Source organism: Paenibacillus sp. WC2504, assembly GCF_052682475.1.
The window spans coordinates 4,655,331-4,668,935 of record NZ_JBQZFH010000001.1 but is presented as its reverse complement, the minus strand read 5'-3'; the positions used below and the strand labels follow the sequence as shown (position 1 = coordinate 4,668,935).

Genomic DNA, 13,605 nt, shown 5'->3' with positions numbered 1-13,605 from the left:
CTCCTACAGAAGTGTTTCCCGAAGGAAAAAAAATCCCTTGACCTAGGTACTGCTCAGGTCAAGGGATTTTTTGATTTATATAGTAATCTAGTAAATATCAATAGGCGCATAATCAACACTTCACTTTACACAAATATCTTTGTATAATACCACACATAGCAGGAATTAACAAACCACGAATCAGAGGTTCTTGGAGAGACACTTATTTGTGGGGGAAGGAAGTCTAAAGAAACAATGTTAAAGCCTTGGTTGCTTGAGATCGAACATCAATTACTGCCACAGTTAGAGATATACAGCAAACAACCCTACGATCCGATTGTAGTCCATTATATTCCGAAGCCGTGGAAATTGCTTGGTTCAGGTAACTATGCGGCGGTTCTTATGCATCCCAATTATTCTGATCTTGTTGTAAAGGTATACGCGCCAGGCAGGCCGGGAATCGAAGAAGAAACCGAAGTCTATCGACGACTAGGCAAGCATCCCGCTTATTCCGAATGTTTGCATGCAGGAGACAATTACTTAGTACTGCGCCGGTTAACTGGCGTTACGCTTTATAAATGTTTGCAGCGTGGACTTCCGATTCCAAGACAGGTCATTGAGGATATAGATGAAGCACTATCTTATGCGGTTAATAGAGGCTTGAATCCACATGATGTTCATGGGAAAAATGTGATGATGAAAGATGGCCGAGGATTAGTCGTGGACGTATCGGATTTCATGAAACAGGAATATTGTCCGATGTGGGACGATTTGAAAAACGCTTACGACCGATTTTATTATCCGTGGGTTCGCAAAATGCCTATCCCTAATTTTGCTTTAAATGTTGTGCGGAGAAGCTATAGGAAATGGAAGAAATTTCGCCGGACTCGTGGTACAATCTAAGTAGAAAAGATGAGATTTCCTAAATTTTAAACATAAGGAAGGCGCGTCTATGAGAGTACATGAATTCGAGCTTGGCGCTGACTTGCAGCGAAGTGATCTAACGGCGATTTCGGCCAAATCTTCACATTTTATGTCGGACATTACGATTGATTTTGAGTATGATCATTCCATGCATTGTGTCGATGTGAAAAGTTTACTGGGTATGCTGTTGATACCGATCAGAGCGGGGACTACGCTGCGCTTGCTGACCAAGGGCAAAGACGAGGAAGAAGCGATGCACTACATGTTCGATCTGTTTGAATCCTTTCGGTAAAATAAGCATAGATCCTGATAAAGACGTCCATTTTGACGCTCTCGAATGCTTCCGTATTCGATGGTGTAGAAGTGGCGTCTTTTTTCAGAGATGGATGTAAGCGGTTAATTAGGACAAGATGAGGCGATATTCCGTCAAGATTGGATAGGGCATGTACCTTACAAAAGGGATAAAATAGGACTATATGGACGGAATAAAGGAGTGTGACTGCTTAAATGAGTAAGCATCAAATTGTCATCGTTGGTTGCGGAGGCATGGCAAATGTCTGGGTTGACTATGTGTTAAAACGAGAAGATTGCTCGATTGTAGCGCTTGTAGATATCAAAAAGGAATTCGCTCAGGCCATGGCGGATCGTCATCATCTGACCTGCGGGATTTATACGGATCTGGAGCAAGCGATTGAGGAGTCCGGCGCCAATCTGGTGCTGGACATCACCATCCCGGCCAGCCATTTCCAGGTTGCGACGACGGCGCTTCGCCATGGCTGCAATGTCTTCGGCGAGAAGCCGATGGCCGCCACCATGGCGGAAGCACGCGAGCTCGTGCAGCGGGTGGAACAGTCGGGAGCATCGCTCTCCGTCATGCAAAACCGGCGCTATGACGCGAACATCCGCGCCCTGCGCGAGCTTATACACGCGGGCACGATAGGCCGCGTGGGTTATGTGGGGGCCGATTTCTTCCTCGGCCCGCATTTCGGGGGCTTTCGCGATGCGATGGAAAGCCCGCTGATCCTGGACATGGCGATCCATACATTCGATCAGGCTCGCTTTATTACAGGGGCAGACCCGGTGTCGGTGTACTGCCAGGAGTTTAACCCTCCCGGCTCCTGGTACGCCGGGAATGCTTCGGCCATCTGCATCTACGAGATGTCAGATGGCACGGTGTTTTGTTACCGCGGCTCGTGGTGCGCGGAAGGAGCGCCGACCTCATGGGAGGCGTCATGGCGCGTGACGGGCGAGACCGGCAGTGCCATCTGGGACGGGGCTGGCGCACCGTACGCCGAAGTTGTCGCCGGCGGCGAGCAAGCCGGCAAGTTCCTCCGCGAGCATACGCGTATTGACGCGGAAGTGAGCTGGCAGGGCCGCAGCGGGCACGCTGGCTGCCTGGATGAGATGTTTGCAGCGCTGGAGCAGGGACGCCGTGCGGAGACGGACTGCCGCGACAACATCAAGAGCATGGCCATGGTGCTTGGCGCCATCGACAGCGCGAAGAGCGGCCGTAAGGTCGATCTGAGCAGCTACTGGAGATGACAAAAAGGGTTGAACAGATGAGCTTCTGTTCAACCCTTTTCTTGTGTTTAGTGAATGTCTTTCTTTTTGAAGCGGCCGCCTTTGACATCGTGAATGTTACCAATGGCGAGAAAAGCCTTGGGATCCAGCTCATCGACGATGGATTTTAATTTGGCCTCTTCCAGCCTGGTGATGACACTGAAGATGACTTTCTTGTCATCTCCCGTGAACGCGCCTTCGCCCTTGAGATAGGTAACGCCGCGACCTAAACGGGAGGTGATGGAATCCCCGATTTTACTGAACTCATCGCTGATAATCCAAACCGATTTTGATTGATCCAACCCTTCAATGGTGATGTCAATCATTTTGAAGGCAATGTAATACGCAATCAGCGAGTACATGGCATGATCCCATCCGAAGACAAAACCTGCGCTGCCGAGAATGAAGAAGTTGAAAAACATCACGATTTCGCCGACGGAAAACGGCGATTTTTTGCTAAATAAGATCGCGACGATTTCAGTCCCATCTAGAGAACCGCCGGAGCGGATAACGAGTCCGACACCGATTCCCAGTATGATGCCGCCGAAAACTGCGGCTAACAGAGGATCAATCGTGAACGCTTGAACCGGATGAAGCAAGGTCGTTCCGATGGACATTAAGATAACGGAAAATAGCGTAGATAAGGCAAAGGTTTTACCAATCTGCTTATATCCGATTAATAAAAATGGCAGATTTAACAACACCAGAAAAATTCCTAACGGGAAGTGGGATAAATGCGACAAAATGATAGAAATACCCACAATTCCGCCGTCGATAATATTATTCGGCACTAGAAAGACTTCTAATGCGACAGATACTAAGGCGGATCCGATGATCATAAACATGACTCTGCGTAAAAATTTGAGGCGGGTTAACTTTTGATGTTGGGAGCTTAATTGTACGGCTCCATTTGGCAGGTTAGACATAATAGGTTCCTCTTTTCCTCATTCATTTCCAAAATAGCGCTCTGTATGAAATAGGAAGTATGAGGCCCGTGTAACCCGAGGTGAATTTAAGGAATGACAGAAGAATTGTTTTTAATCTAAGCCAAATTTTCTTGACAAGATAAATAATGAAAATAACAAATACGGTAATTTCATATTGTGTATAAACATCATACGGCCATTGGAGTTTATCAAAGCGCGTATAAATTGTTTTTTTGGCAGGAGTATGATCCTGAATCGAAAGAACTTGTGAGGTATTGGCGAGAACAAGTATTTCTGTATCTGACGAAAAATGATGAGAAATCGGTGGAGTTAAAGGGAAAATAAATAAACCGAGAATGATCCAGACCAATATTTTCCACTGATGTTGTCGTGTAAATCGATGCAAGAGTCATCCCCTCCTTGTGCAATATACAACTAAATTTGTTTGAATTGTAGCATTTCATTTTATCTGAGTCAAACCGCCAGAGTGTTGATTTATGATTTTCAATTCATAGAGGGAGTGATAAAATAGGGTGAGGACAAAAAGCGACAACGTTATGCAGCTAGAAGTTTGATTTACATAATTTGTAAGCGCATACATATTATTGGGGTAGAAATTTTATTATGAATTAGCGTATGAATCGCCTTCATTCATCATTTTTTTTGGAGGAATTAAAGATGAGCATAACCAATTCATATCCAAAGAAGATCATATCCGCAGCCAATTTGCATCAGAGTTTCAGCTTCCATGGGGGGAATTTGTTTGATAAAAAGGTTACTACATAAGAATACTTGGTTGCGGTATGGGATTGCCGGCTTAGTGTCCTGCGGCTTATTTCTCGGCTTATATCACATGATGACTGTCGAAGGGGCCGATAACAATCCGCGATTCATGATGCTCCGATTGGAAGACATTGGACCCGGCGGTTACTATAGCTCTCTTGAGGGACTCGGCAAGTTAAGGGCGGTCCTTCACTATTTGGACGAGAAACACGTGCAGTTCGGCATGGCCGTCGTTCCGCGTTGGATAAATATAACAGATGAAGGAACACGCTACGATAAATCGATCGATCAGCTGGACGATACGTATATCCAAGCCTTTAATAAGGTTATCAAAGAGGCTTCAGAGCATCGAGGTACCCTCGGCATGCACGGTTATACGCATCAGGCAGGGGAAGTGCGACGCGGCGATGGCCAGCACGCTTCCGGCGTTGGCAACGAGTTTAATGTCAGCGATTTGCCGGAGACGACGACAACGGCGTTTGCGGAGAGTCGGGTTAAAGAAGGGTGGGGGCGCTTCCGCAAAGCCGGTATGACGCCTCATTTCTGGGAAGCGCCGCATTATCATACAGCTCCCGAGCAGGATAAGGTGTTCCGTTCTTATTTTGGACTCCTGTATCAACCGGATGTTAATATTGATCCTAATCCGCCAGTCGCGAGATATGAAAATATGGTTAATAAAGGATTTGGAAATGCATCGCTTGGCAGTGTATATGTACCGACGACGCTTTCCTATATTCCAATCGGTAAAGACGAGAAGTTTATACTGAACCAATTAGGGGTAGCAGAACGCATTTATTCTTTCTTTTATCATCCCTTTTTGGAATTCAATTATTTGGAACCTGAGCTGGATGAGTTAGGCTTGCCTGTTGTCCGCGATGGCATTCCAGCTTATCAATATACCGGTGAAAATAAAAGCGTACTTCAAAAGTTGATCGCACAAATTCAGCAAAAGGGATATCCATTCTATTCGATACATGATTATGTTCCTTTTACACCGGGAGAGCGTCTGAAGGTTGGCAATGCGAAAACAGCTTTGACTGAGATTGGGAATGTCAGCGGCAGCGGTCAGATGGACATCGTGACGTGGGATAAGAAATCGGCAGCCATGTCCGTTATCCAAGGGCAATACAAGGAGCTGCGCAATGATCGTCAGCCGGCACCTCACACATGGGCGTCGATACCGTATGCGGATGGCGCGGCATTTACCTTGAACAGCAGGATCGATAGTAAGAAGCAAGGACTTTGGATCGTGCGTCCGAACGGTAAACTTGAAGCCTACGCATCAACGGGAGATTCATTTAAACGAAGCCAAACGTGGTCCATTCCCGCAAATCGCTGGTACGATTTATTTGAACTGAAACAACCGAATGGAGATTGTATCCTTGCTGGGCAATCGCAGGATCGAAGCAAACTTCTCGGCTTATATTTACACGGTAACGAAATTAAAAGCATTAAACCGTATACGTTCAGATCGAGCGCGGCTCGAGATTTAATCGTGCGGAATTTAGCTGGCCAGGATCAACAAAAACTGATGTTATTTAAAGAAAATACATCACAAGGTGTGGAATTTGAGCTGGATCAGTCTAGTATGCAGTGGAAACTGGACAAAGTTGAGCTCGACATTCCGGATGAACTCGGCAGCATTCGTTTCGGTGATTTCAATGGGGATGGGAAAGAAGATATTCTTCGCTGGGATCCCAGAAATTTAACCAATCGTGTGTATCAGCAAACGGAGGATCATACCTATAAGCTGCTTTCCATTTTTGGACCCTGGGGCAAAACAAACGGACGTCTGTCTGTCGCTGATTTCGATGGAAACGGGAAAGATGATATTGCGATGTATGGAAATGAAGACGGGTTCTTGGATGTAGCTTTATCGTTTCAGACCGATCATGTAAAATAAAATAGGTTCATTCGGAAAGAAAAACTTGGAGGATCACCATGCGAACACCTATTTTATACGGATCGGTACACATTTTATTTTATCGAAATGACGAGGTCTTATTATTAAAACGGCAAAACACCGGGTTTCAAGACGGCAATTGGAGCGTAGTGGCCGGCAGAATGGATGGCAACGAGGAGGTCGTCGCTGCGGCGATCCGGGAAGCAAAGGAAGAAGCAGGCGTCGATATCGAGCCTGATCAGCTTGAAATTATCGGAATGATGCATCGCAAAAACACGACTTCCGAATGGGTTGATTTCTTCTTGAAAGCGCACGACTGGAAAGGCGAGATCACGAATATGGAGCCGGAAAAATGCGAGCAATTGACATGGTTTCCCTTGAGCGAGCTTCCGAGCCAAATGGTCAGCTATATTCGGGTTGCAATCGAGCATAAACAAGAAGGACTTTGGTTTGAAAGCATTGGTTGGAAATAAAAGGAGCTGGCGGCTGCCAGCTTTTTTTGTTTGTTTTATTAGGATAATTTCCATTTAAAGGCCTGGAAGCCGTAGAAAATGAACAAATTAACGGCATTATTTTCAGTTATAAGTTGAGTGATTGGTGATTTGCGAACGGTGATGTTGAATGCCTACGTTGCATTTTATACAGCATAGTAGCATGAATTGACTGTGAATACGGTGTTTCGTTGCACAAAATACAACCATTTCTCTTGAAAAGGTGAGATCCGAGCATTTAATGGTTTAATGATTGTATAAAATACAATATAGAGGTGATCTGAGGCACAATCACAGCTATATCATTGCATAAAATACAACTTAGAACACTGTTGCAGCACATTCCTCGCCCTCTCGGCCCCCGAAGCCAAGGACTGGCAGAAGCGGACATCCGGCTTGGCATGTGAAAAAAAGCTCATGAATGACGTTCTTTTGGACCAGAAGGGAAGCAATTGCATACAGTGTTATGGATGGCTTTTTTTGGTGGAGGTGTTCATATGCGCAATGTAGTGGGCATTCTTTTGGATCGAAAAACGTACTTAGGTATACAGAGTAAACAGACCGGATATGAACAAATTGAATTGTATAATCAAGCGGCTGAAAAACTTGGTATAACGCTTTTTTATATTTGCTTGCAGGAAACGAGCGGGAAGACAGCCCTTGGTTTATGTTTTGAGAACAAAAGTTACCGCCTACTTCGTCTTCCAATCCCCAAAGTCATTCACAATCGAGCTATTTCACTTTCCCCATATATGCTTAATAAATTGCACCATCTTGCTGCATCAAGCCATGTCTTCAATCGTCAAAATCGGTATGATAAGCTGCGTATTCACAAGTTGTTACATACGAAGGAGTCGCTGCGGGCGCACCTCCCGGCGACTTTGTCGTATTCTCGCAAGCATCTACTGGAGGCAATGGAGCAATTTTCCGATTTTTTCGTCAAACCGACAAACAGCTCCTTAGGCAAAGGGATTATTAAGCTTTCGAAGCAGGAGAATGGGGCATGGGACTTGTTTTGGAGCAATAACCAGCCCAAGAAGTTGACCCGTGACCAAGCGCTGGCTTTTATCAAAACCAAGGTTGGAAAGCAATCCTATCTCATTCAACAAGCTATTTCTTTAGCGACGCATCAAGGCAGACCCTACGATTTACGAGTTTCTGTTCAGCGCGGAGCAAAGGGCAAGTGGCAGGTAAACGGGATTGCAGGAAAAGTTGCCGCCCATGGCAGACAGGTTACCAATTTGGGCAAAGGCGGAGAAGCTTGGCGATGCGAACTCCTATTTCATCGGAGCGGGTTTCAGCCTGAACGTATGAAAGATACTGTTGAGCAGGTGTCCCTAAGATTAGCTGAAGTATTGGGCAAACGATTACCGAATATGGCGGATATAGGATTGGATATGGGTGTCGACAAGACAGGGCACATCTGGTTTATCGAGGCAAATGGAAGGGACCAAAGGTACGAATTCAAGCAGTTAAAAATGGAGGATTCGTTCTATCAGACTTATGAAACCCCACTTGTGTATGCCAAGTACCTACTAAATAAACGGGGGTAATCACCCATCTAGAAATGAAGAATTCATCTAGTACACTAGCAGTGAGAAGCGAATAAACTGCTATTATAGCGCTGTAAAGGTGGAGTTTGATAGTGAAAAATAGGGTGTTAGTCATTAAAATGAATTTATTACCCTGGTACAATGAGCTCAATGATGAATTGGAAATTAACCATCCGGCATTTCCTGTACCGGTGAAAACGAAAATTTTAATGTTCGGTGAGTATTCCATTGTAGCTATTAATCGAGTAGAAACAAGATTACGACAGGTACGCCAACAATCAGATGAAAAAACCTCCAAACCGTGAAGTGGGTATTGGAGGTTTTCTTTTTATAAGTGAAATCTTTCAATTTGTTCCCATTGCTGTTCAAGCTCTAAAATTTTCTTTTGAATAGGCCCAAAGAGGTCGTAATGCGGGTAAGAGGGACTGTGGTGGATATATTGCGGATCGAGACCGTGGGACAAACACCAGTTGGTTAATCGTTCCAAATCCGAGCAGCCGACCTTGGTTACGGTAGTTACGCCGGCAAAACGATCATCCAGCCAATAGTGGGTTAAAAAGGCGATTTCACCGCGGCTGACGGCGTCTTTCCATCGATAAAGCTCATCTCTTTTTATGCCAAATGCCATGTTGAACTCCATCCTACTGTTAATTTTCAATGTTAAGGCTTAGAATATATAAAAGTGTGTTATAATTATACAATACATCAATGGTTCATGGAAAAGGGGCACAAAAATTGAATGTTCATTTGAATTTTACGAACAAAGGTAAGCTGGTCATCGAGAATTTTAACAACGAGGAATTAATCGAAATTTTTAGTCGATATATGAATACATTGACGAAGAAATATGCCGTAGATGTTAACGTTCCGGAAGAGGCCAATCAAAACATTGTCCAAGATGGTTCATTTAAGGTTATTCTTAGCAATGTACAATGCGATGTTGACACTTTTTTCAAAGAGCTTGGTCGTGATATCAAAATTCCTCTGAAAAAAAGATCCGAAGGCAAATTGGAGAATGTATTTAAAATTCAAGTGATGGAGTAATTGACGCATGCTCAGTTTAGAAGAAAAGTTAGCGATTGTGGAATCATTTCCCGAGTTACATCGTAAGGATGTTTCTCTGGGACGCATTAATTTTCATTATGAAGAAAGCAGTTATGATAAGAAAATTGTTGTCTACCACTTGCACCCGAACGGCAACGGATTTGTTTATGCGGAATATGTGAAGGGGTATGCAACCGATAGCAAAGGGTTAATCAATATTCGTGATTTTAGCGCGGAAGAGCTTCGGGATATTATTCGGAAGTCCATACAGTCTTTAACGAGCACCGCGGTTCAAACACAACCGGTGTCGGACTCATCGCAGGAAGAGCTGTGGACGGATGAAGAAGGCCATGCTTTGACTGTTACTTTTGAAGAAGATCTGTGGTATGTCTATGCCGGCAGCAATCTGGACTGCGCTTTTGAAACCTACGAAGAAGTTGAGGAATACATGGCGGAAGAAGGATTCATCAAGCAATAAGAGAATGACATATTCGACCAGGCCGTCCCGAACGTTAAGGGAAGGTCTTTTCTTTTTGAGATGTGATCTAGGGTCTTCGTTGATAGAATGTGCTATAATAATTGGAAAATCGAGCTAACAACAATTGCGGATAGTGGGGGTAAAGTCATTGGAATTTCGGCCATGCATCGATCTACATAGCGGGAAAGTGAAACAAATTGTTGGTGAAACGTTAGGCACAGAAGGAAAAGCCATCATTGAAAACTTTGTATCTTCATATGACTCCAAGTATTATGCGGCAATGTTCAAAAAGGATCAATTAGTTGGCGGGCACGTCATTATGCTCGGAGATGGGAATCAAGATGAAGCCGTAAGTGCGCTTCAGGAATATCCAGGTGGTTTACAAATCGGTGGCGGCATTCACGCTGAGAATGCCATGTATTATTTGGATCGCGGTGCATCCCACGTCATTGTGACGTCCTACATTTTCCGGGACGGACAGCTTAATCAGGAAAATCTGGATAGAATAGTAGATAAAGTTGGAAAGAAACGCTTAGTCATTGATTTAAGCTGCAAAGAGAAGGACGGCAAGTGGTTCGTTGCGACCAACCAATGGAAACAATTAAGCGATTTTGAGCTGAATGAAGAGAATATTCGGTTTCTGGAGCAATACTGCGATGAGTTTCTTATCCATGCCGTCGATGTAGAAGGCAAGCAAAGCGGTATTCAACAAAGTCTGGTCCGCACACTCGCAGAATGGGTTACGATTCCTACAACGTATGCCGGCGGAGCGAGATCCTTCGAGGACATCGAGCTGTTTAAACAATTATCGGCCGGAAAGCTGGATATTACGATTGGCAGTGCATTGGATATTTTCGGTGGAAATCTTCCGTATGATCAAGTTGTCGCCTACATGAAAGAGCAGTGAAGTTGAGTTGAAAAAAGTAGCGAACTCTCCATACGAGAGCGTCAGCTACTTTTTTACATAGGAAAGGATGCATAGGATGGCTCTTTGGAAAAAGTTGTACTATTCGGCTATGGTTCTGACGCTGGTCTTAGTTGTTTTGGGGGAGTTGATTTGGCTCCCGGACCCGCTGCGGCTCAGCGCTACAATCTACTGGATTGATATGATCGACGAACTTATCTATGTCCTCATCCTCATTCCCTTACTTTGGATGGCTGGTTCACTGATCCACCTAAGGTCGCACAGACAGCAGCTAGGGATGTGGGTGAGAGCTGCATCCATCATCGTGGCAGGACTGGCCTGTGTCATCATCTTATTGACGGTACCGAAGAAGTTAGAGTATTCGGCAGGAGCATTTATTTTGACCTGGCTGTTGGTTTTGGTGGATTTATTCGTCAATGAGCTGCAAGGGCGCAAGCTGCCTATAAAAAGTATAAGTCTTTTTGCTGCAACGATAGGTTTGATGTTGGTGATGTTCTGGCCGACTAAGTACTTAGTGACGTATCCTGGCTTGACGCTAAATATGAACCGCTATGCACATACCAGTGAAAGTAATGTTCATGGAGACATCTCAGGGGTACTGGTGTTTGAACGTCCCGCATTTCCGATTGATTGGGTATATGCGAAGCTCTTCGCGAAGTATTCATTTGAAGTCGAAAATTTAGGGATGACGTTAGGTGAATACAATCAGGAAGTAAGGCTCATGAAGGCCGATGCGAATGCCGCGGGAAGTGCCGTTGCTTTTCAGAAGGTCGGAAAAGGGAAGGGAATCTCGTCCGACGGTGTTCGCATCACAGCCATTCTCAAGGACAGTCCAGCGAGCGGTCAGATTCAATTAGGGGATGTGATCCAACAAGTGAATGGGCAGGCTGTTACCACAGTCCAAGAACTCACTGAGCGTATGAAATCGGTCAAGCCCAATGATCAAGTGGCCCTCATGGTAATGCGCGGCGGCAAACAAGTCAGCGTGCAGGCCAAGACACGCACGAATCCGGATGATCCGAGTCGTGCTGCCTTCGGCATCCAAGTCGAGAACGAAGTGCAATATGATCTTCCAATCCTTGTGAGTTATCATGATTATTTATTGCATGAGGGCGGTCCTTCCCATGGAGCGATGCTGGCGCTAACCTTGATTGATCAACTCACTCCTTGCGGTGTAACCTATGGCAATCATGTCGCGGGTACCGGAACCATGGAACCGGACGGTTCCATCGGCCCTGTAGGGGGATTGGAACAGAAGGCATACACCATTAGCAGAACGAATGCCGATGTTTTCTTTGTCCCGGCCGCGAATGAGTCGGAAGCGAAGAAAGGGGCGCCGAGCCTGCAGATCGTACCCGTACGCACGTTAGATGATATTCTGAAGTGGTTAAAAGATCACCCGAAACAAACGGCGGGCCAGCTTTCTTGTCCTTAATTTTTTACCAACATTTATGAAAAGTAGGTTCACTTATATGGCAATGAACGATCAAAACATGTATCGGTTCAGTGAATCTCCCATCTGGGAGCTGCAGCGAGCCTATTATGAAGAGCAGGGCATAAGCGCATGGCAAAATAACGAAGTCCCTGAGTACATCACAAGTAATCCGGTGATTGCCACCTCCTATGCGGAGATTATATTTGGTTTTCTTCAAGATCGGGCACAGTTAGGGTCTCTGTCTGAGCCTGTTACGATCGTTGAGCTTGGTGCGGGCTCCGGTCGGCTCGCCTTTCATGTACTGAAGGAATTGTGCACCATGAGAGATTATGCAGGAATGACTCTACCCGCTTTTCGTTATGTCATGACGGATTTGGCGCTCAAAAATTTGGCGTACTGGCAGCAACACCCTAGCTTGCGGCCATTTGTGGAGCAGGGGATCCTGGATTTCGCTCCGTTCGATGCCGTGCAAGATACGGAGCTGAACTTGACGGAAAGCGGCATCAGTGTCCGAAACGGAGACTTGCAGCAACCGCTGCTGGTGATTGCGAATTATTTTTTCGATAGCATCCCGCAAGAGCTGCTCTATGTGGATAATAAGCGAGTTTATGATTGCATGGTATCGCTGCGTTTCACCGATGAGGTCGCTAATGGCAGCGCCGCTGAAATGCTGGAAAGTGCAACAGTTGAGTATGAATATCGGCTTTCTGAGGAATACGAGCAAAAATCATACGCGTACAGCAACGTTATTGCGCAATACACCCAGAAATTAGAAGATTCACATATCCTATTTCCGGTGATTGGTTTGCAGTGTCTTGAACGGTTGAATCACCTTTCGAGGGAAGGATTCGTTCTGCTGACTGCTGACAAAGGAGACCACCGACTGGAAAGCTGGGAGTACTGTGAGCCGCCGCAACTGATCCATCACGGCAGTTTTTCGTTAACGGCGAACTATCATGCCCTGAGCGAAGTTTGGGAGCAAAAAGGAGCTCTGTGTCTGTTTACACAGCATCCTTATCATCACCTGAACATTGGCTGTATGTTGATGCTCACCCATCCAGCCGGGTACGGAAACACTCGTTTAGCCTATCGGCGATTTATCGAGCGTTATGGCCCGGATGATTTTATCACGATGAAAGAATGGCTCGATGGTTATTTGGAGCAGCTGGAAGTGCCTCAATTTCTTGCCTTTTGGCGATTGTGCGGGTATGATGCACAGTTTTTCCTGCAATTTGCAAGTCAGCTAACGGAGCTGCTGCCGATGTGTGAGGAGGGCGTTTACTCCGATTTACGTCTAGGCATTTACCAGATGTGGGAAGGGTACTACCCGATGAAGGAGCAGCATGAAATGGCTTTGGAGTGCGCAGCGCTTTTGTATCAGATGGAGATGTATCAGGATGCCAGTGTCTTTTTCGAGAAAACGGAAGAAGCTTACCATCAGAATCCGGATGTACTCTATGATAGGGCGATCTGCTATTATGAGGTCGGGGATGTCGATGCAGCTAGGCGTTACGCAGAGCTTACACGGAATTTTGCCCCGGAGCATGAAGGTGCTTTAGCACTATTGGTGCTTATAGATTAACTAGCTGTAAATCAGTCGTGCA

Annotated in this window: 14 protein-coding genes; 12 read left to right on the top strand and 2 right to left on the bottom strand. The window is 45.5% G+C overall.

The window, feature by feature from the left end; translation table 11 throughout:
• The first annotated feature begins 234 nt into the window (after nucleotides 1–234).
• The 3 genes from ACUN27_RS21030 to ACUN27_RS21020 all read left to right on the top strand — a co-directional run bounded on the left by ACUN27_RS21030 (nucleotide 235) and on the right by ACUN27_RS21020 (nucleotide 2,445).
• Nucleotides 235–882 carry a serine/threonine protein kinase gene (locus ACUN27_RS21030; protein WP_315949745.1) on the top strand — a complete coding sequence of 216 codons (648 nt, stop codon included), beginning with the start codon at nucleotides 235–237 and terminating at the stop codon, nucleotides 880–882.
• Between the two features lie 49 nt (nucleotides 883–931).
• Nucleotides 932–1,195 carry an HPr family phosphocarrier protein gene (locus ACUN27_RS21025; protein WP_315949747.1) on the top strand — a complete coding sequence of 88 codons (264 nt, stop codon included), beginning with the start codon at nucleotides 932–934 and terminating at the stop codon, nucleotides 1,193–1,195.
• Between the two features lie 215 nt (nucleotides 1,196–1,410).
• On the top strand, nucleotides 1,411–2,445 hold the full coding sequence (locus ACUN27_RS21020) for a Gfo/Idh/MocA family protein (protein WP_315949749.1): 1,035 nt from the start codon (nucleotides 1,411–1,413) through the stop codon (nucleotides 2,443–2,445).
• A gap of 47 nt (nucleotides 2,446–2,492) precedes the next feature.
• Here the strand turns inward: ACUN27_RS21020 and ACUN27_RS21015 are convergent, their stop codons facing one another.
• Entirely contained in the window at nucleotides 2,493–3,389 is an 897-nt protein-coding gene (locus tag ACUN27_RS21015; protein ID WP_315949750.1) for a YitT family protein, read from the bottom strand.
• A gap of 763 nt (nucleotides 3,390–4,152) precedes the next feature.
• Between ACUN27_RS21015 and ACUN27_RS21010 the strand changes: the two genes are divergently transcribed.
• From ACUN27_RS21010 to ACUN27_RS20995, 4 genes are all read left to right on the top strand, one after another.
• Nucleotides 4,153–6,075: a DUF2334 domain-containing protein gene (locus ACUN27_RS21010; protein WP_315949751.1), complete on the top strand. Its 1,923-nt coding sequence runs from the start codon at nucleotides 4,153–4,155 to the stop codon at nucleotides 6,073–6,075.
• A 38-nt stretch (nucleotides 6,076–6,113) separates the two neighbouring features.
• Entirely contained in the window at nucleotides 6,114–6,548 is a 435-nt protein-coding gene (locus ACUN27_RS21005; RefSeq protein ID WP_315949753.1) for an NUDIX hydrolase, read from the top strand.
• A gap of 515 nt (nucleotides 6,549–7,063) precedes the next feature.
• On the top strand, nucleotides 7,064–8,119 hold the full coding sequence (locus ACUN27_RS21000) for a YheC/YheD family endospore coat-associated protein (RefSeq protein WP_326060663.1): 1,056 nt from the start codon (nucleotides 7,064–7,066) through the stop codon (nucleotides 8,117–8,119).
• Between the two features lie 92 nt (nucleotides 8,120–8,211).
• Nucleotides 8,212–8,424 (top strand): hypothetical protein, encoded by a 213-nt coding sequence (locus ACUN27_RS20995; protein ID WP_315949757.1) that lies wholly within the window; start codon nucleotides 8,212–8,214, stop codon nucleotides 8,422–8,424.
• Between the two features lie 23 nt (nucleotides 8,425–8,447).
• Here the strand turns inward: ACUN27_RS20995 and ACUN27_RS20990 are convergent, their stop codons facing one another.
• Nucleotides 8,448–8,747, bottom strand: a complete 300-nt coding sequence (locus tag ACUN27_RS20990) for a hypothetical protein (RefSeq protein ID WP_445559555.1) — start codon at nucleotides 8,745–8,747, stop codon at nucleotides 8,448–8,450.
• A 107-nt stretch (nucleotides 8,748–8,854) separates the two neighbouring features.
• On the opposite strand from ACUN27_RS20990, the gene ACUN27_RS20985 reads away from it, so the two are divergent.
• The 5 genes from ACUN27_RS20985 to ACUN27_RS20965 all read left to right on the top strand — a co-directional run bounded on the left by ACUN27_RS20985 (nucleotide 8,855) and on the right by ACUN27_RS20965 (nucleotide 13,583).
• Nucleotides 8,855–9,163, top strand: coding sequence for a hypothetical protein (locus tag ACUN27_RS20985; protein WP_326060662.1), 309 nt, complete (start codon nucleotides 8,855–8,857; stop codon nucleotides 9,161–9,163).
• Between the two features lie 7 nt (nucleotides 9,164–9,170).
• Nucleotides 9,171–9,641 (top strand): hypothetical protein, encoded by a 471-nt coding sequence (locus tag ACUN27_RS20980; RefSeq protein ID WP_315949761.1) that lies wholly within the window; start codon nucleotides 9,171–9,173, stop codon nucleotides 9,639–9,641.
• Nucleotides 9,642–9,789: 148 nt separating this feature from the next.
• Complete coding sequence (gene hisA, locus ACUN27_RS20975) at nucleotides 9,790–10,548, top strand: phosphoribosylformimino-5-aminoimidazole carboxamide ribotide isomerase (RefSeq protein WP_315949762.1); 759 nt, start codon at nucleotides 9,790–9,792, stop codon at nucleotides 10,546–10,548.
• 76 nt (nucleotides 10,549–10,624) lie between these two features.
• Nucleotides 10,625–12,001, top strand: coding sequence for a PDZ domain-containing protein (locus ACUN27_RS20970; protein ID WP_326060661.1), 1,377 nt, complete (start codon nucleotides 10,625–10,627; stop codon nucleotides 11,999–12,001).
• Nucleotides 12,002–12,038: 37 nt separating this feature from the next.
• The gene (locus ACUN27_RS20965; protein WP_445560652.1) at nucleotides 12,039–13,583 is read left to right on the top strand and encodes an SAM-dependent methyltransferase; all 1,545 of its coding nucleotides are present in this window, start codon (nucleotides 12,039–12,041) and stop codon (nucleotides 13,581–13,583) included.
• The last annotated feature ends 22 nt before the right edge of the window (nucleotides 13,584–13,605 follow it).

Bases quoted from the DNA above. Each gene is read 5' to 3' on its own strand.
- ACUN27_RS21030 (WP_315949745.1), top strand. From the start codon at position 235: ATGTTAAAGCCTTGGTTGCTTGAGATCGAACATCAATTACTGCCACAG.
- ACUN27_RS21025 (WP_315949747.1), top strand. From the start codon at position 932: ATGAGAGTACATGAATTCGAGCTTGGCGCTGACTTGCAGCGAAGTGAT.
- ACUN27_RS21020 (WP_315949749.1), top strand. From the start codon at position 1,411: ATGAGTAAGCATCAAATTGTCATCGTTGGTTGCGGAGGCATGGCAAAT.
- ACUN27_RS21015 (WP_315949750.1), bottom strand. From the start codon at position 3,389: ATGTCTAACCTGCCAAATGGAGCCGTACAATTAAGCTCCCAACATCAA.
- ACUN27_RS21005 (WP_315949753.1), top strand. From the start codon at position 6,114: ATGCGAACACCTATTTTATACGGATCGGTACACATTTTATTTTATCGA.
- ACUN27_RS21000 (WP_326060663.1), top strand. From the start codon at position 7,064: ATGCGCAATGTAGTGGGCATTCTTTTGGATCGAAAAACGTACTTAGGT.
- ACUN27_RS20990 (WP_445559555.1), bottom strand. From the start codon at position 8,747: ATGGCATTTGGCATAAAAAGAGATGAGCTTTATCGATGGAAAGACGCC.
- ACUN27_RS20980 (WP_315949761.1), top strand. From the start codon at position 9,171: ATGCTCAGTTTAGAAGAAAAGTTAGCGATTGTGGAATCATTTCCCGAG.
- ACUN27_RS20970 (WP_326060661.1), top strand. From the start codon at position 10,625: ATGGCTCTTTGGAAAAAGTTGTACTATTCGGCTATGGTTCTGACGCTG.
- ACUN27_RS20965 (WP_445560652.1), top strand. From the start codon at position 12,039: ATGGCAATGAACGATCAAAACATGTATCGGTTCAGTGAATCTCCCATC.